Origin of the sequence: Micromonospora sp. TSRI0369 (genome assembly GCF_001905625.1) — a bacterium.
GTDB lineage: Bacteria > Actinomycetota > Actinomycetes > Mycobacteriales > Micromonosporaceae > Micromonospora > Micromonospora echinospora_A.
The window spans coordinates 369,516-390,004 of the sequence record NZ_LIVU01000006.1; the positions used below are offsets into that span (position 1 = coordinate 369,516).

The 20,489-nt window shown below is 65.6% G+C and carries 15 protein-coding genes and 1 pseudogene; 10 read left to right on the forward strand and 6 right to left on the reverse strand.

Features of this window, described 5'->3' with window-relative positions; all coding sequences use genetic code 11:
- Positions 1-103: 103 nt before the first annotated feature.
- Positions 104-3,631 carry a LamG domain-containing protein gene (locus AMK25_RS22430; protein ID WP_143194779.1) on the reverse strand — a complete coding sequence of 1,176 codons (3,528 nt, stop codon included), beginning with the start codon at positions 3,629-3,631 and terminating at the stop codon, positions 104-106.
- A gap of 491 nt (positions 3,632-4,122) precedes the next feature.
- Between AMK25_RS22430 and AMK25_RS22435 the strand changes: the two genes are divergently transcribed.
- From AMK25_RS22435 to AMK25_RS22455, 5 genes and pseudogenes are all read left to right on the forward strand, one after another.
- Positions 4,123-4,482 (forward strand): YraN family protein, encoded by a 360-nt coding sequence (locus AMK25_RS22435; protein WP_073830500.1) that lies wholly within the window; start codon positions 4,123-4,125, stop codon positions 4,480-4,482.
- A 1-nt stretch (position 4,483) separates the two neighbouring features.
- A pseudogene (locus AMK25_RS22440) lies at positions 4,484-5,401 on the forward strand (YifB family Mg chelatase-like AAA ATPase); the annotation flags it as partial.
- A gap of 68 nt (positions 5,402-5,469) precedes the next feature.
- On the forward strand, positions 5,470-7,047 hold the full coding sequence (locus AMK25_RS22445) for a recombinase family protein (RefSeq protein ID WP_073830349.1): 1,578 nt from the start codon (positions 5,470-5,472) through the stop codon (positions 7,045-7,047).
- Positions 7,048-7,783: 736 nt separating this feature from the next.
- On the forward strand, positions 7,784-8,146 hold the full coding sequence (locus AMK25_RS22450) for a hypothetical protein (protein ID WP_206744914.1): 363 nt from the start codon (positions 7,784-7,786) through the stop codon (positions 8,144-8,146).
- Between the two features lie 1,231 nt (positions 8,147-9,377).
- A complete protein-coding gene (locus AMK25_RS22455) occupies positions 9,378-10,826 on the forward strand; it encodes a hypothetical protein (protein WP_073830351.1) in 1,449 nt (482 codons plus the stop codon).
- 34 nt (positions 10,827-10,860) lie between these two features.
- On the opposite strand, the gene AMK25_RS22460 is transcribed toward AMK25_RS22455, so the two are convergent.
- Complete coding sequence (locus tag AMK25_RS22460) at positions 10,861-11,520, reverse strand: recombinase family protein (protein ID WP_198937630.1); 660 nt, start codon at positions 11,518-11,520, stop codon at positions 10,861-10,863.
- A 402-nt stretch (positions 11,521-11,922) separates the two neighbouring features.
- On the opposite strand from AMK25_RS22460, the gene AMK25_RS22465 reads away from it, so the two are divergent.
- The 5 genes from AMK25_RS22465 (at position 11,923) to AMK25_RS22485 (ending at position 16,383) form a co-directional block, all read left to right on the forward strand.
- The gene (locus tag AMK25_RS22465; RefSeq protein ID WP_241826449.1) at positions 11,923-13,095 is read left to right on the forward strand and encodes a DNA cytosine methyltransferase; all 1,173 of its coding nucleotides are present in this window, start codon (positions 11,923-11,925) and stop codon (positions 13,093-13,095) included.
- Positions 13,096-13,119: 24 nt separating this feature from the next.
- A complete protein-coding gene (locus AMK25_RS32040; RefSeq protein ID WP_143194780.1) occupies positions 13,120-14,064 on the forward strand; it encodes a hypothetical protein in 945 nt (314 codons plus the stop codon).
- A gap of 58 nt (positions 14,065-14,122) precedes the next feature.
- Entirely contained in the window at positions 14,123-14,521 is a 399-nt protein-coding gene (locus AMK25_RS22470) for a very short patch repair endonuclease (RefSeq protein ID WP_073830353.1), read from the forward strand.
- A 142-nt stretch (positions 14,522-14,663) separates the two neighbouring features.
- Positions 14,664-15,773, forward strand: a complete 1,110-nt coding sequence (locus AMK25_RS22475) for a hypothetical protein (protein WP_143194781.1) — start codon at positions 14,664-14,666, stop codon at positions 15,771-15,773.
- Positions 15,774-16,101: 328 nt separating this feature from the next.
- The gene (locus AMK25_RS22485; protein ID WP_073830356.1) at positions 16,102-16,383 is read left to right on the forward strand and encodes a hypothetical protein; all 282 of its coding nucleotides are present in this window, start codon (positions 16,102-16,104) and stop codon (positions 16,381-16,383) included.
- 779 nt (positions 16,384-17,162) lie between these two features.
- Here AMK25_RS22485 and AMK25_RS22490 read toward each other — a convergent pair.
- The 4 genes from AMK25_RS22490 to AMK25_RS33265 are packed head-to-tail and all read right to left on the reverse strand — an operon-like array spanning position 17,163 to position 20,483.
- The gene (locus AMK25_RS22490) at positions 17,163-18,899 is read right to left on the reverse strand and encodes a type IV secretory system conjugative DNA transfer family protein (RefSeq protein WP_073830357.1); all 1,737 of its coding nucleotides are present in this window, start codon (positions 18,897-18,899) and stop codon (positions 17,163-17,165) included.
- Complete coding sequence (locus AMK25_RS22495) at positions 18,896-19,720, reverse strand: ABC transporter permease (protein ID WP_073830358.1); 825 nt, start codon at positions 19,718-19,720, stop codon at positions 18,896-18,898. Before AMK25_RS22495 ends, AMK25_RS22490 begins: the two co-directional genes overlap by 4 nt.
- Positions 19,717-19,902: a hypothetical protein gene (locus tag AMK25_RS22500; RefSeq protein ID WP_073830359.1), complete on the reverse strand. Its 186-nt coding sequence runs from the start codon at positions 19,900-19,902 to the stop codon at positions 19,717-19,719. Before AMK25_RS22500 ends, AMK25_RS22495 begins: the two co-directional genes overlap by 4 nt.
- Positions 19,899-20,483: a helix-turn-helix domain-containing protein gene (locus tag AMK25_RS33265; RefSeq protein WP_083664796.1), complete on the reverse strand. Its 585-nt coding sequence runs from the start codon at positions 20,481-20,483 to the stop codon at positions 19,899-19,901. The genes AMK25_RS22500 and AMK25_RS33265 overlap by 4 nt, the downstream gene beginning before the upstream one ends.
- Between the last annotated feature and the right edge of the window lie 6 nt (positions 20,484-20,489).

The following is a 20,489-nucleotide window of genomic DNA, read 5'->3' on the forward strand; positions in this document are numbered from 1 at the left end:
GCCTGGTTGCGGCCGGCCGGATCGATCGATTCTCATTTCTGCCCTTCAAGAACGAGAGGTTGCCGCACCTGCGTTGCGGACGGGACGGGACGGGAGCCGCGCGTCAGTCGGTTGCGGCGAACGCCGCCTGGACCTCTGCGGCGCTCAGCGCGCCCTGCCATACCTGGACACGGTCGATGTCACCGTTGAAGTAGTCGGTGGGCGCCCCCCACCTGCCTCGGCCGACCGCCAGCCCGCCTGTTCCGTGCCACGGGTTGAAGGTGGGGGTGAGCTGACTGAACAAATTGCCGTCCACGTAGAGGCTCATCGTCCGGCTCGTGGCATCCTGCACGGCCGTGAGGTGCGTCCACTGGTTGACGAGGCAGGTGCTGCCGGTCACGTAGAACCCAGGCGCGGAGGTCAAGTCGCCGGAGCGGAGCATGATCGACCACTTCGACCCGTTCGCGTCGGTACGACAGCTCAGGAACGAACTGGAGATGTTCACACCGTCCTGGGCGATCACCGTGCGGGCGCCCGCGCCGCCTGCGAACCGCACCCACGCCGAGACGGTGTACGACTGGTCGGTGCGCAGCACCGGACCGCTGGTCTGTGCGGCACCCGAGATTCCGTCGAAGCGCAGGGCAGTCGATCCGTTGAAGCCCTCCGTGGTCCAGTTCGCGGCCGGTGCCGGACCGAGAGTCAGTGGCGTCCGGTAGTCGGAGGAGTCTCCCGATTCCCTCGGCTCGTCCTGGTCGTCACTGTCCATGTCCCACTGGCCGACCCGCACAGGGGCCACGATCTCGGACAGGTCCGTCTCCGGGTCGATGACCCGGTCCCAGACCCGGGCCTCGCTGATGGCGCCGTTGATCCAACCGGTCGGTGCCCCGTTGCGCGCAGCACCGATCATCAGCGGCCCGGACGCGGACCACACGGAGGCGTTGGCCATGCCCACGCCCTTGCGGACCCCGTTCACGTACAACGAGAGCTGGTTGGTCGAGCCGGCATCGTAGACACCGGCGAGGTGTACCCACACGCCCGGTTGCACCGGCTCGGTACCGCACGCGGGTGACGGGGTCGCCAGAGCATTGACCGTGTCCGAGGCGTAGGTGACCCAGCACCATCGCTGCTTGGCCGGATGGTACTGGAGTTCGAACGGGCTCTTGTTCGTGCCGACCTGCGCCATGACCACCCCACCGGCCACATCGGCGCGGACCCAGGCAGCGAAGGAGAAGCTGCGGGTGGTGTCGATGACCGATCCCGTGGTCGCGGCCTGATCGTCGCCGTCAAACTTGACCGCCCAGTCCTTGCCGCTTCGCCGGCTCGTACCCAGCACACGCGAGTCTGCCCAGGCCGGGGACGGGCTCATGGTCGCCACCGGAGCGCCCTCGACCTTGTTGTTCAGGGTCAGACCGGTTCCCTCATCCATCGCCCAGTGCGCGACCGGGCCGGACGGGTCGCCTGCCAGGAAGGCGTAGTCGTAGGGGGCGGACGAGTTCCCGGCCTGGTCGCGGCTGCGGACGGTCAGCACGTTCTCATGCCGCAGCGTGGGCGTCGCCACCGTGGTGGCGGTGCCGCCGAGACTGCTGGCACGGACGACCATCTCCGGACCACCGTTCATCTGGTAGACGTAGTCGTATACGTCGGCGGCGCCGTTGGCCGAGAAGGTGAAGCGCCCGGTGTAACCGACCGATCCCCGCAGGTCCTGGTTCGTGCCCCGGGGCGGCGACTCCAGGTAGAGGCCGTCGGCGGCGACAACCCCGGGGGTCGCCTCGGGTGCGGAGTAGTCGACGGAGAACTCGCACCACGGGGACGCCGTGGAGGAACCGCCGAGGGTGTCCTTGGTCTGCACCTGCCACCGGTAGATCTCGCCGTTGACCGTCTTCGCGGACAGCTGCAACTCGGCCTTGGCTCCGGGCGCGACCCCGGAATCGGTCTTGGGCCAGCCGGACACGTTCGTCCAGGTGCCACCCACCAGCTTCTGGAGGGTGAAGACGCCGGAGAGGCTGCCACCACCGCTGCCGTCCGGGTCACTGACCGTCGCCTTCAGCCACGGGAAGTCCGAGCGCACTGCCGGCCGTGACGTACCGGTCACACACGCCTGCCCCGGAGCGGTGTAGCCGGCGTGGGTCGACAGTTGTGCAGCCGTCGGGGTGTTGGGGTTGGTGTTGTACTCCACCGTCAGCTTGGTCTGCACAGGGTCGAACTTCTTCCACCAGTTGCTCGTCGACTCCGATGTGCCGTCGGACTCGCGGGTCGACAGCGCCAGCGTGTAGATCTCCTGGCCCCGGTTGGCGCTGATGTCGGCGGTGACGTTCGGGCTGGCGAACTCCATCGGCTGGTCCGGCTGGGGGTCGTCGGGGCAGCCCTCACCGGTGGATGGCTTGTGGGCGTGCCCGGACCGCTTCTCCAACCACTTGGAGAAGCTCGGCCCGGACCAGGTCTGCTTGCCTGTGGTCGCCATGTCGGCCGTCCGCCAGAGGTTCACTGGGGTGTTGCCGCAGTCCCACGAGTGCGTCATCTCCGTCAGGAACTTGGCGCTGCGGATGGTCTTGCCGGACAGCGACGTGAGCTTGAACGAGAAGTACGACCGGTAGGTGCCGGACCCCTCGGGGTCCCGGCCGACGCGGGCCACACCGTCGTTGCGGGTCGCGTTGTTGGTGCTCGAGTAACCCCACCGGGTCTTCTCGATTGTGCTCCACGGATCGATGACCACTGGGTAGACCGTGTTCTTGCCCCGCAGCAGCGCCTGGTCCGGCACGATGACCAGGTCGTCGCCCTGCACCCGGGTCGGAATCTCCGCCTTGCGCGCGTGGTCCGGCGCGACCCGCAACGACTCGCGCCGGTCCCAGGCTGCGAAGTCGGCTGCCGCCCGGCTCGTCCCCGCACGAGCCTTCGGCGCCACCCCGGCCGAATCCCACATCAGCGCACCGCCCGCGGACAGCATCGGGCTACCGGTCGGGTCGACCACCTCGAATCCGCCGCCGGCCTTGGACCGCTTGGTCAGCGACCCCGTCGTCCGCAGCGAGAAGCGCAACTCGTTCAACATCGGGTTCGCCGCGGCCTGCGCGGACTTCACCACGAGCGCCCAGGTGAACCCGTCGCGCAAGGCCCGCAGCCGCAGGTCCACGTCCGGCAGCACCGAGGCGTAGACGGCGGTGTCGCCGTCGAGCGAGGGGGCCGGGAGCTCCCCCGGCCAGGACAACGACACCTGCCCGTCGGCCACCGGCAGCCGAATTGCCGGTGCGCTTCCGCCCTGGCTGAACGTCACGTCGGCCAGCGTCGCCACGGGCCCCAGCGAACCGTCGGCTCGCCGTTCGAGCCGGGTATCGATCCGTTGCCACGAGTTGTTGTTGCGAGTCTTCGTCCACTGCGGCTCCACGTATGACTCCAGCACCAGGTTGCCCTGGGGCGTGGCGAGCACACGTGAGTTCTCGCTCTTGAGGCTGGTGACCTCGACCTGCATCTTGAGCTTCCTGGCCTGCGCCAGCGCGTCGACCTCGCCCAGCACGGGTGCGTCCGGGGACGCCGGCGGTTCGGCCACCGCTGGCGACGGCAGCAGGGTCGGGCTGCCGACCGCGATCAGGGCTAGCGTGACGACTGCGGCGGCGAAACCGCGACGACGCCACGCGAAAACCGATCCAGGTGCTCTCACCTAGACACTCCTCATTGCGTTTTGGCACGTCAGAGGGCCGTGCGGGGCACGGGACTCAAGGCGTGGAAATCAAGAACCTGTAGCGGACGGCGGTCGCTCCGGCGCCCGACGTCGGGATGTGTCAGCGCGAGCGGCTCGTCAGCGGGCGAGTTGATCGACGACTGGTCGGCGAGAGTGGCTCAGCGCGACGGTCGTTCTATAGATCAAGCTCAAGTTCATTACAGCCCCCGTTCATTGCTCCTCAGCGATGCGACAGTAAAGATCAGCTACACGCCCTGTAAAGAGACGTCACAACTGGTTAGCGCAAACCGCCCACATGCTCCCGAGGTCGTCACCGCCGTCACCGTCCGCCACTGGCGTCTCGCATGTGCGGCCGGCAGCCTTACCACATCGATCCGGTGATCGTGGCTCCGTCCACAACCGTCAGCTTGTCCACAGGGCAGCCGCATCCGTCCCGCCGCCCCGGGCCGCCCCGGCGCATCCTGGCCGGCATGACGAACCGGAACCGAGCCGTCGGCGCGTACGGCGAGCGGTGCGCGCTGCGGCACCTGATCGAGACGGGCCTGCGCCCGGTCGCCCGCAACTGGCGCTGCCCCGAGGGCGAGATCGACATCATCGCCTGGGAGGGCCCGGTCCTCGCCATCTGCGAGGTCAAGACCCGCCGCACCGAGCAGTTCGGCTCCCCCGCCGAGGCCGTCGTCCGGGCCAAGGCCCGCCGGCTGCGCGGCCTGGCCGCCCGGTGGCTGGCCGAGACCGGCACCACCGCGGACGAGGTCCGCTTCGACGTGCTGTCCGTCCGGCTCCCGCTCACCGGCCCCGCCCGCGTCGAGCACCTCCGTGGCGCGTTCTGACATGGGGTACGCGAAAGTGCTGAGCGTCGGCCTGGCCGGAGTCGCCGGGCACGTCGTCGAGGTCGAGGCCGACCTCGCCCCCGGCCTGCCCGCCGTGATCATCTCCGGTCTGCCCGACACCGCGCTGCACGAGGCGCGCGACCGGGTCCGCGCCGCGATCGTCAACTCCGGCCAGAAGTGGCCCAACCGTCGGATCACCCTCAACCTGCTTCCCGCCACCCTGCCCAAGTACGGCTCGGCGTTCGACCTGGCCATCGCCGTCGCCGTGCTCGCCGGCTCGGGTGAGCTGCCGCCGGTCGCGCTGGACGCCACTGTCGTGCTCGGCGAACTCGGCCTCGACGGCGCGGTGCGCCCGGTACGCGGCACGCTGCCCATGGTCGCCGCCGCCGCCCGCGCCGGGCACACCCGGGTCGTCGTGCCCGCCGGCAACGCCGCCGAGGCGGCAGTCATCCCCGGCGTACGGGTGCACGCCGTCGACACGCTGCACCGGCTCGTCGCGCACGTCCGCAACGGCACCCCGCTGCTCACCCCGCCCGCTCCGGCTCCGACCGGTGCCGCCCTCGGGCCGGACCTGGCCGACGTGGCCGGCCAGCCGCTCGGGCGGCGCGCGCTGGAGATCGCCGCCGCCGGAGGTCACCACCTCGCGCTGCTCGGCCCGCCCGGCGCCGGCAAGACCATGCTCGCCGAACGGCTGCCGTCGGTGCTGCCCGAACTGGACGACGAGGCCGCCCTGGAGGTGACAGCGCTGCACTCGATCGCCGGCCTGCTGCCGCCCGGCGGCGGGCTGCTGCGCCGTCCCCCGTTCCAGGCGCCGCACCACACCGCCACGGTGCCCGCCCTCGTCGGTGGCGGCTCCGGGCTGGCCCGGCCCGGCGCGGTGTCGCTGGCCCACCGTGGGGTGCTGTTCCTCGACGACTCTAAGTCAAACTTTTGACGCCGCTCTAAACGTCCCCTAGCCTGCGCAAGCATCCAACAGGAGGGGGCACCGTGGGCAGGGTGCTTGGTGTCGTAAGGCTTTCCCGGGAGCGGGAAGAGTCCACGTCGGTAGCGCGGCAACGCCAGTACATACAGTCTTGGGCCGAGCAGAACGGGCACACCCTAATTGGCTGGGCTGTAGATACAGACGTCTCCGGGAGCGTCGCGCCGTGGGAGCGGCCCGAGCTTGGGGCGTGGCTGCCGGTGACCTTGGGCGGCACCGCCCCGGCAGCAGGCTTCGACATTCTGTGCGCCTGGCGGCTGGACCGGGTGTCCCGGCGGGTACTCCACCTGGCTGCCCTGATCGATTGGTGCCGGTCCACCGGCCGGGCCCTGGTCTCCACCTCCGAGGGGTTCGACATCAACTCCCCGATGGGCGCGGTGTTCGTCAACATCCTTGCCGCCTTGGCGGAGGGCGAGCTTGAGGCGATCCGAGAGCGGGCCCGTTCATCCTTCGCCCACCTCATGAGGCAGGGCCGTTGGCGGGGCGGCTTCGTGCCGTACGGCTACCGGGCGGTTAAGGCTGACGCCGGGAACGGGTGGCGACTTGAGGTGGACCCAGAAACCAGCGAGGTAGCCAAGGGGATCGTGCGTCGCATCCTCGACGGCGCGTCTGCCAACTCGGTCGTGCGCTGGTTGAACGAGGAGAAGACGCCTAGCCCTCTTGACGCCCAGAGGAAGCGGGCCGGGAAGGCAACCACCGGCACTGAGTGGCGTGTAGCGAATCTCCTCAAGATGCTCCGCTCTCACACGCTACTGGGATACGCGGAGATGACAGAGACTCGCACTCAGGCGGATGGCACGAAGGAGAGCATCACCCGCCTAATCCGAGGCGAGGATGGCCTACCGCTGCGGCGTGCTGAGCCGATTCTTGCCACCGCGGACTGGGAGAAGCTACAGGAAGCGTTGCAAAGGAACGCGAACCCGAAGGCGGGCAACCGCGTTGGCGGTTCCCCACTGCTGCGGGTGGCATTCTGCGAGTGCGGAGAACCCCTGTACAGGAACCGGGGCCGCAACGGCATGTATTACCGCTGCGGCTTGAGGGCCCGCGCTGGCCGGAACTGCCCTAAGGGCATGTCGTCCATCCCTGCCGCCCTGTTGGAGGAAGCCGCTGAGGAGAGCTTCCTCTTGATGGTGGGTGATCTTGAGGTGATGCGGCGCGTCTTCGTGCCCGGGTCTGACCACACCGGGGACCTGAGGGAGGTTGAAGAGTCCCTTGCGGAGCTGCGGGAGCACCTAGCCGCCGGCCTGTTCCGCGGTGATCGAGGTAAGGCAGAGTTCGCGGGCATGTACGGGGCCCTTGAGGCACGCCGTGAGGCGTTGGAGGCACTACCGACCCGGCCGGATGAGTGGAAGCTTGAGCCAACCGGGCAGACGTACCGGGAGCGATGGAAGTCGCTTGAGTCCCCGACCGACCGGGGCCGGGAGATGCGGGAGGCAGGCGTCAGGGTGGTCGCGCGTGCGCGTCCCGTTTACACGCGGTCACTGTTCCCCGGCATGCCCTCGGGTACCACGGGAGGGCGGGTTGAGGTCCAGCTACCCGGGGACCTCCGGGAGAGAGTCCTACAGAACGCCTCCAAGACAGCCTAGGAGAACCTCAGAGCTACGCTCACCCGGCCTGCATACTCGGGAGAAGGGTTCAACCATGGGGCGCTCTACCGGCCCCTGGAGCGCGTTAGATTCAATGCCGTTTAAACGCAATCAAGGCGAGTGTTCGGCTGCGTAGGCTGTTACAGCCGGCGGTACGGTGAGATTGCGTCAGCCTGCGGCAGCGGACGCCTGTTGGCGACCGTATAATGGAACGCGTTACAGTCGCCGTTCAGCTTCACGCTGGGCGGCAGGGTGTTGCACGACGCCTACCCTGATGACCAAGGACAAGGGCCCACTGTTGGGCCCTTTTTCTATCTCTATCCCCAAGAAAGGCAGAGAGATGACCCGTGAGCTTATGGGGCTACTTGTACGGCTAGTGGGGGCGCTTGAGGAGGCGAACCAACTCCGCCGTATCGAGATGCGCGCTAACGGCACGCTTCCGAGTAGCGCCTCACGCTAGACCGACGGAAAGGCAGACTGACAGACTGTGGATACCCCTACGTGCCCTCACGGCACTAAAACGCTTTCCCCCCGTGGAGATTTTTGGAACTGTCCGGGACTCCACTGGCCCTGTCGCCCGGAGCGGGTGCACGACGCCCCGCCCCAAGGTGCCGTTGTCCGGCACGATCAGCCGACCGCCACGACCGGGGTCCCCAAGCGGGCTCCCGCCCGGAAGCCGCCCACCGGGGCCCCGAGGATTCGCGGTGACTGGCGTATCCGGTGGCGGCAGGAGGTGATGAGGGCCAAGCGTCCCAACGGCCGGGGTTTGACAATGACGGCGCTTAAAGCGGCCGTCGCTATCTCGGACTCGTTTGCCGACAAGCCCACTCCTCCGCCGACGCGGGGCACCTGGGTTTCTCAAGACGAGTTGGTGAGGCGTACCGGCGTGTACGACCGGAAGGAGTTCAAGGCCGGTTACCGGGAGCTTGAGGCCGCCGGGTTGCTGCGGGTGCTGACTGGCGACCAGGCGGAGAAGCACGTTGCCGCCGCGATGGGCGACACCTACGACGCTGGCAGGCGTCCTCAGAACCGAACGGTCTATCTCCCTGCGTTCCCTGAGGGGCAGGGGGGTGGTCACCCCCGTTTGGTAGGGGGGTGAGAGAGGGGGGTCGTCACCCCGCCTTATCTCTCTAAAGAGAGAGGGAACCTCTTTTGAGGTTCCTACTGGCTATAAACCGTAGAGGGGCCTACCGGCCCCGTCTGTATAGCTCACTTCGTTTGCAGCTTCGCTCTCAGCCTGACGGCTGACGCTCGCTTATCCCGGGGTGGAGTTGAACGACACCGCGGGTTCGAGGGCAGCTTGAGGCTGCCCTACGACTGACAACCCCCACCTCAGCCACCAAGGCTAACTCTGTGAGGATTCCACCAACAACCTAAGCCCTCATCGGAACCCACAACTACGGCAGGGGCTACCGCGACCCGGGCTGTTGCAAGGGCCACTTAGGCTGTCTCTGTGAACTCTGCTCTTCTGCAAACAGCCGACTGGGGCGACATACCCGCCTGGATAAGCGCCATCGGCTCTTTCGGCGCTCTCATAGCCGCTATCGCGGCTTCGGTAATCGCACGGCGCATCTACCGGATCGAGTCCGAGCGTGACCAACGCGCCGAGGACGAACGGCGGGAACGGCGGGAGGATGAGCTACAAGCCCAAGCGCGTAGAATCTCCGCGTGGATTGTTGTCAAAAGCTTGCTCCCTAATCCCGAGGTCCCACGATACATGGCAGCCCATGTTCGGAACGCTTCCGGTATGCCAGTTTATGCCTTCGAGCTGGGATTGGTTGTGACCGACAGCAAGGGAAATGACCGACGCATTGCCTCGATAAAGAAGGACACCCTTCCCCCTGGGGCAAAGCCCCAAGAGCTTATTCCGACGGACAGGCTCAGAAACGGGATCCAGTTCACAGATAATTTCTCTAATGCCCGTGCAACTATTTATTTTACGGACACAAACGGAATCCGGTGGAAGCGGGACACTTCTGGGCATCTAGAGATGCTGGGACGGGGCTAACAGACCCGCTCACATCTGACTGGAGCAGGGAGGGGGGTCGAAACTCTCCCCCTCCCTCTCTCTGGACCCATGCCTTTAGGCGCATTTTTGCGCCTGCGATTGCCCCGAGCCTGTGGGAATTCGATAAATAAGAAGCGGACTGGGCGCACTCTAACGAGTCGCACCATCCGAGCCGAGCTGCTCCATCCTGTCGCTCCTCCCCTGCCTCCATCACAGCCTTCAAGGGCTGTCTTGGACGCGGTGGACCAGGCGGCAGGATCAGGCAGGCCTCATCCAAAATCAGGGTCGATTTCGGACCAACGCCTGTGCCAGGCTAGATCGCATGACTGACGACGCGAGGCCCCTAGCTCGCCGCGCCCCGTCGGGGGACATCGACCTGCAGGGGTTCGAGGAACGCCTCCTGGACCGGGTCGAGAAGCTTGGTCTCCCCACCAACAACATCCTTGTCCCGGTCAGGCAGCGCGCCAACGTCCTCTCGGGCGTAGAAGCGGCCCTTGAACCACTGGACACGGCGCAGCGGCGTGACTCCGTCTACCTGTCCAAGTTCCTCGCCGCCGTCGCAGCCGGGCTCTTCGACGCCGCCCTCAACTACTTGTGGGACGAGACGATCGGCGAGCTGCGACGCCGAGTTGCCGCGTACGACCTGGCGTACTTCTTCGATCTCGCGGTAGGCCCGACCTCCGACCGGCGCAAGAAGCTGTCGGCAGCAGAGGACTTGTCCAAGGTGGAAGACCAGGAGCTTGTCCTAGCCGCCAACCGGATGGGGTTGCTGTCTGACACAGGGCTACAGCAGCTCGACCTTGTGCGATACATGCGCAACCACGCAAGTGCAGCACACCCGAACCAGGTGCAACTGCGCGCACTTCAACTGCTTAGCTATCTTGAAGTCTGCATTGCAGAGGTCATGACTCTGCAACCGGATGATCTGGTAGTTGAGATCAAGAGGCTGCTCGCCAACATTAAGACCACAAAGCTTGAGGCCGAGGATGCTGCGGTCATCGCCGCGACTTTCGATAAGTTGCAGGACGAGCAGGCCGACAACCTCGGAAATGGGCTCTTTGGAATTTATACTCGGCTCAACGCCGATGATCAAACAAGGGAAAACATTCGGCTCTTGCTGCCAGAACTATGGCCTCACCTTCGCGAGGAGACGCGCCGACAGTTCGGGGTGAAGGCGGGACGCTACAGGGTTAATCACCAGCAAGCCGAGTACCAGCTAGCGCGAGAACTGCTGGATACTGTAGACGCATCAAATTACCTGCCTGACGAACTGCGGAGCCCAGAGATTGATGCAGCCCTCGATGCCCTGATGGCGGCTCATCTCGGATACAACAACTTCACTGCTGAGGGGCCGCCCGCTGGTCAGTTGGCATTGCTTGTCGGCGATCCCCCAGCCGTACCTGGTCCGGTCCGACGCAAGTACGTCAAGACCCTGGTCTTCGTGTTCCTGACGAACGGCTATGGAGAGTCATGGGCGGCGAAGTCTACCTACAAGCAGCTGATAGAGGCCTTCACCCCTTCAGAGGCGAGACACGCCCTGGGCCTGTTTACCGATAAAGACATCATTAATCGGCTACATCAGGAGCGATCAGACCGCAAGTTCCGAGAGTTGCTGACACTGATCGACAAGAAGATCGTCGGCAGAACACGTCGCCAGCTTCTGGATGCCCTGACAGCGACACCGAAGGGCCAACTGCATGCAGCGCACAGCGAAAAGCAGATCATGAACCTTTACAAGGAGGCCCAACGCTCCACCCGGGCAGCTGTCTAGTCCCTAAGGCGCGTCTCGCGCTATCACTGACCTCCTACCGAGAAGCGAGCACCGCTCGAACCGTGGAGGGGTACCACTTCTTGCCGCCCTGGGCGGTAGGCACATCATCGTCGTTTAAGCCACGGGCGATGGCCGCCAGACTGCTACCGCTGGCGGCCTCGCTGCGAATCCGGCCGCGCACCTGAGACGGTAGGGCGACGGGCCGCCCGAGACGGACACCAGCGGCCTTCTTGGCCGCAAGCCCCTCGCGCGTGCGCTGGCCGATGATGCGCCGCTCCCACTGAGCGGCAGAGGCCATGACGGAGGCGAGGAATTCGCCCGCCGGGGTGGAGAGGTCGATGCCGAGATCAAGGGCAATCAGGTTCCAACGCTTCGCGCGCGCCCGGTCCATCAGGGCGGCGAAGTCGATCAGGGACCGGGAAAGCCGGTCCAGCTTGGCAACTACCAGGGTTTCAGCCAGTCGGGACTCCACCAACTCCAAAGCCTCCGCCAAGCCCTCACGCCCATCAAGAGACTTCCCGGACACTCCGGCATCTTCCTTCCACGCCACGATGGTCCAGCCCCGCCGGGCTGCCTCCGCCTCGATGGCCGCTCGCTGCGCCGCGAGTCCGGCACCGGACTCGGCCTGCTCTTCGGTCGAAACCCGAAGGTAGGCAACAGCGGTGTTTGCGGGGGCGTTCCTGATCCTCGGCATGCCCATGATCATACAGCAAACGACCGTTTGGTGTATGGACCGACGGGCGGCAGACTCAGTCGAACCGCTTAGCCGACCGCATCTCACGAACTTGCCGGACGATCAGCCGTAGGGCCCGCCGACGCTCCGCCACCCCCTCAGGATTGGTCCGCAACTCCTCCGTCGCGTGCTCCCTGCCGAGCCGGCGAAAGTGATCCCTGGCTTCCTGCCAACCGTCTACCACGTAACGTCTCCTCACCCGCTCATAGACGTGCCTGCCACAGCGTAGGGTGCCAGGGCTGCACCACCAGCGGAGCCCCGTTACGGCAGAGCCTCGTTCTACCCACGGCAGGGCCCAACTTGCCCTGCGACACCTGCCACGCAGGATCGACCTGCGACGAGATTTGACTTAGGGTCGCTTGGGTGAAGATCGCAACAACGCTGAAGAGTGTTCCGACAGAGCCAGAGACCTCCATGCTCACCGCGGCCGAGTTCTTCGCTGGCATCGGCCTTGTGCGCCTCGGCTTGCAGGAGGCTGGCATCAGCGTTGTGTGGTCCAACGACATCGAGCCGGCCAAGCAGGAGATGTACGAAGGACACTTCGGCAATACCGAGGGTCACGTCTTCAAGCCGGGCGACGTAGGCAAGGTCAAGGGCAGCGACATGCCGTCCAACCTTGATCTTGCTTGGGCGTCGTTCCCCTGCACTGACCTCTCCCTAGCCGGCTGGCGCAGAGGGCTCAGCGGCAGTGAGTCTTCGACCTTCTGGGGTTTCACGAAGGTACTGGAAGAGATGGGTGAGGACGGCCGACCCGCGGTCGTCGCGCTTGAGAACGTGGTTGGCTTCGCAACCAGCCATGGCGGCGAAGACCTGGCGACCGCCATTCGTGAGCTCAACCGTCTTGGCTACTCGGTCGATGTATTGACTCTTGACGCACGGCGCTTCGTGCCGCAGTCGCGGCCCCGCTTGTTCCTCGTCGGGGCGCTTAACCCGCCAGAAGACGAGCCGGTCCCCAACAGCGAGCTTCGCCCCGATTGGCTTCAAGCGCCGTTCGGAGATCCGACCTTGACGACCCATCGTGCCGCTCTGCCTGCCCCTCCGCCGCCAAAGATCGAAGGATTTTCGAAGCTGGTTGAGGCCGTGGGCCCTGACGGTTGGTGGGACGAGAAGCGCCGGGATGCCTTCCTCACCTCCCTGTCTCCCGTGCAAGCGGGGCGGCTTGAGGACTTGAAGGCACGGAAGACCGTCACCTACCGGACCGCCTACCGCCGGACGCGAAACGGCAAGCCCACTTGGGAGATCCGTCCAGATGACATCTCTGGATGCCTGCGCACCGCCCGCGGCGGATCATCTAAGCAAGCAGTCGTGGAGGTAGGCGGTGGAGCCGTTCGTGTGCGGTGGATGACCCCACTTGAGTACGCGCGCCTAATGGGAGCCGGGGACTACACGCTCAGCAACCTTCGAAGCAATCAAGCTCTCTTTGGCTTCGGAGATGCCGTCTGTGTGCCGGTGGTGGCCTGGCTCGCAGAGAAGTACCTCGTTCCCCTGATGAACGGCGAAATGAAGCCGCGCCGGCTGACCGCCGTGGCAAGCTAGAGCCCCTCGCGAGGAAGAGCACAAGTGAAGAGCAAGAAGGTCCAAATCAAAGACTCTCTCCCCTGCTTGCACCGCTTCCCTTCTGAGAAGATTCCCACAACAAAGGAAATTCTCAGGAACTTGTCTCAGACCCATCCCGAGATCCTTGAAGCGGCTCAGATTGAAGAAGAGGACTGGATACCGCTGCTTCGTGCCACGGTAGAGCGCATGCGTGGCGAGACCTCAGCCAGCGGAGCTGACAAGAAACGTTTTATTCACGCGGTTCTTGATCATTGCCTTCGCAGGGGCGACATCGTTAAGTGGGATTTCATCGGCACGGGTGGCCGCCAGGACTATCGAGTTGACCTGCTTGACGGTACAACGGTTGCTATCGAGGCTAAGGGCTGCCCTGATGGCAACAACACCACGATTTGGGATCGCCCAAGCTGGGCAGACGAATTCGTTGTGTGGAGCCTTTGCCCGGAAAGCCTCGCCAAGCCCCCGGGAGAGGGTGCGTGGGCGGGCATTTCAACAAGGCTTATGCCGAAGATCGTGGCTGAGCGCAAGGTGGTTGACTCGTTCATCTTCTTTGACGCCCGATGCGGAACGAGTCGGCGCGAATGCCCGAAAGCCTTCGGGGTAACTGGCGACCTGCGCGCCGAGGCCACAGATTTTGAAGGACAAGAAGGCAAGGAAGATTGGGTGCCCCCGCCTTGCATCTACCTCTTCCCTCGGTCCAATCCATCAATCCCGCACAACCAGCAGCCGCCGCTTCACACCCTTAATACATCGAGGTTCCCTCGGGTGCTGCTGAATGCCTTCAATGTGCCAGAAGTAGAGCATGAGGCTTATGTCCACTCGGCGGAGGTGGGAGCGAGAGGCTCCGCTAAGGGCACTCAAATCCAAGTTTCAGTAACGTCCCGGTGCTGGCCTGACGGAGAGGAGCGGACCAAAACGGCCGCTTGGAAGCCGCTCAAGCGAGAGACGTAGTTAAGTGCCGGCGAGCAAGCCTCCGTCATGGGCGACGACGCCGGCCGTCCGTCGATCCATGCAATCGAATCGAAGCCGGGACACGAAGCCTGAATTGCTGCTTCGCCGCGCCCTTCATGCTCGCGGCCTGCGCTATCGCGTTTGCACAAATCCGCTACCTGACCTGCGGATGAAGGCGGACATAGTTTTTCGCCCAGCTAGGGTGGCCGTGGAAGTCCGCGGCTGCTTCTGGCACGGATGCCCCGAGCATCATCGCAAGCCGACGGCCAATAGTGAATACTGGACCGCCAAAATTGGTCGGAACATGGCTCGGGACCGGAAGAATGAAGAGCTCCTGAGGAGCGCCGGTTGGCTACTGATCACGGTATGGGAGCACGAAGATCCCATTGCCGCCGCCACCCACGTTGCTGAGCTGGTCCGCCGGCGGCGTTCCGTTGACACCAATGGCGCGTGCTGACGGCACTGCTTGCCGGGGCAGCGGATGCCTAAGGGCTTGTCGTAAGCTGCGACCGCTCGATCACCTTCGGTGATGTTGGCAGTTGATGGCGGGGAGGCCACATGAAGTCACCAGGGCTGGCCGCGCAGTTTGAGCTGGCCGCATGAGCGGCGGCTTCTTCGTAGATCCTGCCGGCATGAATGGGCTGTACAACCTGCTCCACCGGGCGTCTGAGGACGCCGCGGACGCCCACGGCTACATGACCCGGCACTGTGACCTCACGTTCGATCAGCAGGGCCTGCTCTTCATGCTCGCGGGCCCTCACCGCACGGCCTACCGCCGGATGACCGAAGGATTGGAACGGCTCAAGACGTTGTCACAAGGGGCCGCTACTCAGGTCAACTTGGCGCAGCGTGAGTACGCCACCTCTGATGCATCGTCGGCAGCGCGGCTGGATAAGACCTACCCGGGTGCGCGTGACTCGTCCGCCCTACGCGGCACGCTTGTCGGCCCTACCCGTCCCGACCTTTGGCCGACGGCTTCCCGCTCGCCCTTCGCCGACGTGGCCGACGCCGGGGCCCGGCTAGTGCCTCCGAACTACGCAACCGGCATCGAGATGTTCCAACTCAACCCACTTGCCGACCTGGTCAGTCCGGCTGCCTGGCTGCGTCAGACAAGTGTGTGGGTTTTCGGTGAAGACCCGTTCGAGGCTTGGGGCAAGGCGTTCAGTGGTGACTGGGACTCATACGTCCACTGCGCTGCCGCATGGCGGATCATCGGCAATGCGATGGACGACCTCGGTCGGAACCTGATCAGTGGCGCGGCGGACGTTCCGTCCGTCTGGCGAGGTAACGCAGCAGAGGGAGAGCAGGAGTACCAACTGTCTCTCGGCTCAGCAGCTCGCGCCCTACGCCCTGTCTGCGATCAGTATGCAGACCTATACAGCCGTGCAGCCGAAGCGGCGAAGCAGCTTCACAATGTCGTCACCGGACTGATCACCAAACTGATCGACGTGCTGATCATGGTCAACGCCAGCGCAGCGGTTGGCACAGCCACCATCGAGACGGGCGTAGGCCCGGTCCTCGGCTACTCGGTGGCAGCGTGGTACGTCTGGCAGGCGTACGACCTGTACAACGAGATTTCGACGTTCTTCGGCAATGCTGAAGCGACCTTCAAACTCATCGCTGGTTCTATCGAGATGGTGAAGGCTGGTATGGAGGTAGCGAAGCTGCCGGACTTGAAGCCGTATCAGCACCCTGGCTTGGGGTCCTGATGACGGACGACATCACCCGGGACCCCCTCGCCCGCGCCGTCCTCGCCACGCTGGCTCACAGCAGGGGCCCGGACGATCCTCTTGGTTCGCTGGCCCACACCGTCCTCAGCGGTGAGGCAGACCTCCGCACAGCGGCGTCGATGTCGTGGCACGGCACGGCCTTGCACGCGGAGTTCGCTGAGGCCATGGCTCGTCGTGATGCGATGGCACCGGAGGAGCGAGCCGAGTTCGAGCGACAGGCCCGGCTACTGCACAATGCAGGCGACTCGGCATTCCCAGACTCGGACGGCACGGCCGGCCCGGACCGCCCTGAGGAGGAGCGACCGCAATGAGCGTTTGGAAGCGGTGGAGAATCGCCTTCCCGCTGCTCGCCCTCAGCCTGCTGATGTTCGTGCCGGCAGTCTTCGGCACATGGGCTTGGTGGTCCGAGAACGGCACCGCGTACCGCGTGCTGTCGATCATCATCTGTCTGGTCGTCGCCGGCTGCGTCGGCGTCTCCCTCTCCGTCGGCATCAAGCGAACCGAGGATGTGCCGTGGCTCCGTATCGGGCTCGTCGCCCTGGGCGTGCTCACCGTCTGCGGCCTGGCCGCCCTCCGCGACTCGGTGTGATTGAGCTGAGCCGGCTCTAGCGGACCCTGAGTTGATCGGCAGGGTTGCGCGACCTGAGGCCGACTCTTCCGACGTCTGTATGACCACTGCGTCGGACTTATGCGATCTTGCGCGAGTAGCGCGCTTCCTGCGGTAGGCACTTATTCGCAGGAACCGAAGAGCACCCAAAGCGGACGCGTGCATCGCGCCACGGCTTCTGACCATCCCCCGAAACGTGGCCGGGGAGGCCCCCGTAAGGCTCTGTGACGGGCTCTCTTTAATTCCCGACGGCCGTCACCCCTCTCAGATAAAGAGGAATTTCTACGAGCCATCCAGGGCCTAACGGCGCGTTGCCGACCCTCTGGTCCTGCTTGACCGGCTCTCGGCCGATGAACAACGATTAGCAACCGACGGTGTCGGGCGCGATTGGCCCGAAAGAAGCAACGCCCGGGATTCCGCCCCAGGCGCTGCTAGTAACTCCGTCGTCTTTGTCAGGGTGACAAGCTTATAGGGAGCTAGTTTGAATCTACCTAAACTAAAGAACAGCGTCAACGCAAGTAGGGACGCCGAGGACGAGACTTCCTCCGGTCATGATGAGGACCGCACGGAAGAGCAGGAACAGCGACACAAGCGGCGACTTGCTTACATGCGCGCGGTACCGCCGATTCTGGGGGCGGCAGCAGGAGTGCTGGTTGCCCTCGGGAACCTGCTCGCCTCGCTGCTCAACAGGTAACGGATAGGGCGGAGGGCCCGGCTTCGGCCGGGCCCTCGTCGCGCAGCATGCCTGGCTCTGGGCTACCTCACCTGTCTGCCCAAGCAGCAAGATCGTGTCTTGCGTACAGGTCAGCGTTCCCCTGCTTGCCGCGCGCCTCGGGCACGTTGCCCACGCGCCGCTGTAGCCGCTTCTTGGCCGCCTCGTACGACCAGGGCAGCACCCCGGCATCTACGGCCTGGCGCAGCGTCAGGAAGTCCCCGGCAGGGCTTGATGGGCCGTTGACCTGCGAAGTCCCCGAGGACCGGGGACATGCAAGCTCCCGAGCCTCCGCAACGGTCAGGTGAGCGACCTGGGTTTCCGTGGTCTGACCACCGATGGCGATCTGCCACCGTCCGAGCGTCCGAGACGCCCGGGGCATGGCAGCCTCAGGAACCAGCATCTTCCAGTTGTTCGCCGTGTACCTGGCAAGGCACCGAACCCCGAAGTTCTCCCGCGCTTCCGGGCCACCGATGGCCCGCGCGGTGAGCATCTGCGCGATAGCCAGCACGTTGACCTTCGCACTACGACCCATGAAGAGCAGGTCAGCCAGGGCAGAGACGGCCGGGGACCGCTTCGGGTCGCCCTTGCCGCGCACCTCAGCCCAGAAGTTGACGAGCTGCCCGATGGTCGCGTTCAGCTCCTCAGCGATCACCAGCACCCGGGGGCCAGGGTCCCAGTCCTCAGCCTCATGTAGTGCAAGCTGGTTGCGTTCGTCCGCCAGAGCGGCGAGGCGCACCAGGGCGTCATGCATCTGCGTCGGCTTGGTGCAGTAGTCCACCCCCGCCAACCCGAGGGCCCAGCGATGCGATCCCTTGCGGTCGAGGATGACGACCCTGCCACCCCGATTGAGTACCTGCACGGCAACCAGCTCCGCTAGCACGCTCTTGCCCGCTCCGGTGCCCGCGCTCACGGCGATGTGCGGCGAGTCGTCACGCAGGGAAAGCGTGACCGGCCGATCCCCGGCACCTTGCCCGAGGTAGAACTCCCATTCGGCCAACCCCGCAAGGTTGGCCGCGACCTGCTCAGCACCGACCCGGGAGGGCGGACGCTTGCGCACGGTCCACGTAGCGGTCACCCGCGGCCCTACCTGGTGCCACGTCTCCACCAGGTCAGCAACGGGAATCTTGCTGCTCACGATGGACGAGACGACCTGCCGTTGCTCCCGAGTCAGGTAGGGCGTGTCGGCGGTCAGGTCGATACGCGGGCCCTTGTCCGGGTCAACGGGACGGCGGAACACAGCCAGCCGGGACGTGATCGGCTCCGCCTGCCGTTGTATCGCCCACGCGGCCCGCTGAGCACGCTCAGGAAGCCACCGGATGATCGGCTCTACGTTCTCCCCATACCAGAGCCGCACGGCCATCTCAGCCGGGCTGAGCGGCTTAGCCAACCGGGGAGTCAGGTTGCCCAGCGTCGGATCGACGTGGAGCCGCACGCCGGTCTGTAGGCCCATTGCCGGAGCGAGAGCGGCGAGGGTCGGGGTGACGTACTCCCTGTTGAAGCGGCGCATCACGAACCGGCGGCGCGTACGCCACCCGGTGACCGCTACGGCGGCCCCGAGCACTCCACCAACCTGCCCCGGGTAGGCCGCAGTCACGGCGGCTACGGCCGGAATCCCGAGGCGGTAAGCCTGACGCTGCCAACCAGCCCACTGACCCTTGCCACGCTGGCGGTACGGGTAGCCCTCGCGGCCGTCGAGAGGACGGCCGGAGAGGTACCGATAGGCAACCCGGGAAATGGTGTGCTTGCGTCGTAGCCGGCGGATAGCCCGCTCAAGCTCGGTCACTGCTCGCTCCCCTCACCGGACAGGTGAGCAAGGGCGGCAGCCATGCCGAGCACGGCCACGGGGAGGCAGGCAACCAGGGTGGTGATCCACCAGGGAGCCGACTGGATGCCGGCAGCCACCAGCAGGTGATACGCGACCTGACCGAGAGCACCCACCAGCAGCGACCCGATAGCGGACCACTTGGCGAACCGGCGGGCCCGGGACGGAACCAGGCCCGACAGCCAAGCCCGGAGGGCGTAAGCGGCGTACACCTCAACGCCGACCGGCAGTGTGATAGCGGTATTGATGCTGAACCCGTCAGCGATCCCGGGAAGCGGGTGGACCACTCCAAACCCGGTGAGTCCACCAAGCCCAACCCACCCGGACCAGATAGCCACGAACGCCGGGAGGGCGATCAGCACCACCGGCCAGGTAGCCAGGCTGCGCCGCTTGAGCGGCACCGGGGAGGGCTCCGCCGTGACCGGCGGGTGTCCGTCCCCCTCAGGCTGCGGCAACGGCTCAGCGACCTTCACAGCGGGCAGGATCACCGGACCCGGGGTGATGTCCACCGACGGCACCGGCGGGACCAGGTCCACCGGGGCAGGCTCGGCGTACTCCCACGGGTTCGAGGCAGGCTCGGCCTCGGTCTCATCGGGCAGCGTGATGGGCTCAGCAACCAGGGCCAGCCGGACGGCCTGAGCCTTCGGCGCACCCACCTTGAACTCACGCATGATCCGGTTGCGGGACGGGATTTCCCCGAGCCTGTCCGCCAGGTCCCGGACGGCGGGAAGCAGGTCAGTGACGGCGGCCGGGTACGCGCTGGGAACGGTGGTCGTCGTCATCGGGCGATCAGCTCCCGGCGGCTGGTGGCGACAGACGGCGCACCAGCCTGGTGCGCGATGTCGTCAGCAACCTGCTGCGAGTGCTGGGCGGCCAAGAGGCAAGCGACGACGAACGGCGTGAGCATCACGGTCGGTCCACCGATCAGGACCAGGGCAAGGGCGTAGGCGGCGGTGTTCGTCATCGGGCACCCGCCAGAGCCTCAGAGCGGCACGGGCCACAGTTGCCCCGGGGGCTACCCCGGTGGGTCCGGCACTGCTCCGCCTTGTCAGCAACCGGGAGAGCGGCCCCACGACGCTCTACGGACCCGTACGGGACTCGCTGAGTGGGGTTCTTGGGTTTGATCCAGCTACGCCAGTCACGCGCGCCAGCGCGCTTCATCTTCGATTGGTCTTCTCCACTTCGGGTGACACCCTGGCTGTCACCCACGGGGCCCTCGTTTGTCACCCCGTCGCGCTGGTTGTCACCCTCGGACGGCTTCCCCGTCACCAGCCGATAGACCCGGGTAGTGATGTTGGCGGCCTGGCGCACGACCAGGCGGCCAAGCTGAACCAGCTTCGCCAGGGCCCGCTGAACAGTCCGGGCGGAGACTCCCGCGTACTCGGCGATCGTGGCGACCGACGGCCAGGCCAGGCCGTCACGGTTGGTGTGCGCCGCGATGGCGACCAACACAAGCCGCTCATTGGGGCGGAGGTCTTTGGACTCCAGCAGGGCCGTCTTTACGGCGGCAGCACCCCCCGCGGGGGCAGGGCTTACAGTGGTCACGGGTCA

Coding starts and splice junctions, on each gene's coding strand:
- AMK25_RS22485 (WP_073830356.1), top strand. CDS start 16,102: ATGAGCGTTTGGAAGCGGTGGAGAATCGCCTTCCCGCTGCTCGCCCTC.
- AMK25_RS22500 (WP_073830359.1), bottom strand. CDS start 19,902: ATGACGAACACCGCCGCCTACGCCCTTGCCCTGGTCCTGATCGGTGGA.
- AMK25_RS22475 (WP_143194781.1), top strand. CDS start 14,664: ATGAGCGGCGGCTTCTTCGTAGATCCTGCCGGCATGAATGGGCTGTAC.
- AMK25_RS22470 (WP_073830353.1), top strand. CDS start 14,123: ATGCAATCGAATCGAAGCCGGGACACGAAGCCTGAATTGCTGCTTCGC.
- AMK25_RS22460 (WP_198937630.1), bottom strand. CDS start 11,520: ATGCCGAGGATCAGGAACGCCCCCGCAAACACCGCTGTTGCCTACCTT.
- AMK25_RS22455 (WP_073830351.1), top strand. CDS start 9,378: ATGACTGACGACGCGAGGCCCCTAGCTCGCCGCGCCCCGTCGGGGGAC.
- AMK25_RS22450 (WP_206744914.1), top strand. CDS start 7,784: ATGAGGGCCAAGCGTCCCAACGGCCGGGGTTTGACAATGACGGCGCTT.
- AMK25_RS22495 (WP_073830358.1), bottom strand. CDS start 19,720: ATGACGACGACCACCGTTCCCAGCGCGTACCCGGCCGCCGTCACTGAC.
- AMK25_RS22435 (WP_073830500.1), top strand. CDS start 4,123: ATGACGAACCGGAACCGAGCCGTCGGCGCGTACGGCGAGCGGTGCGCG.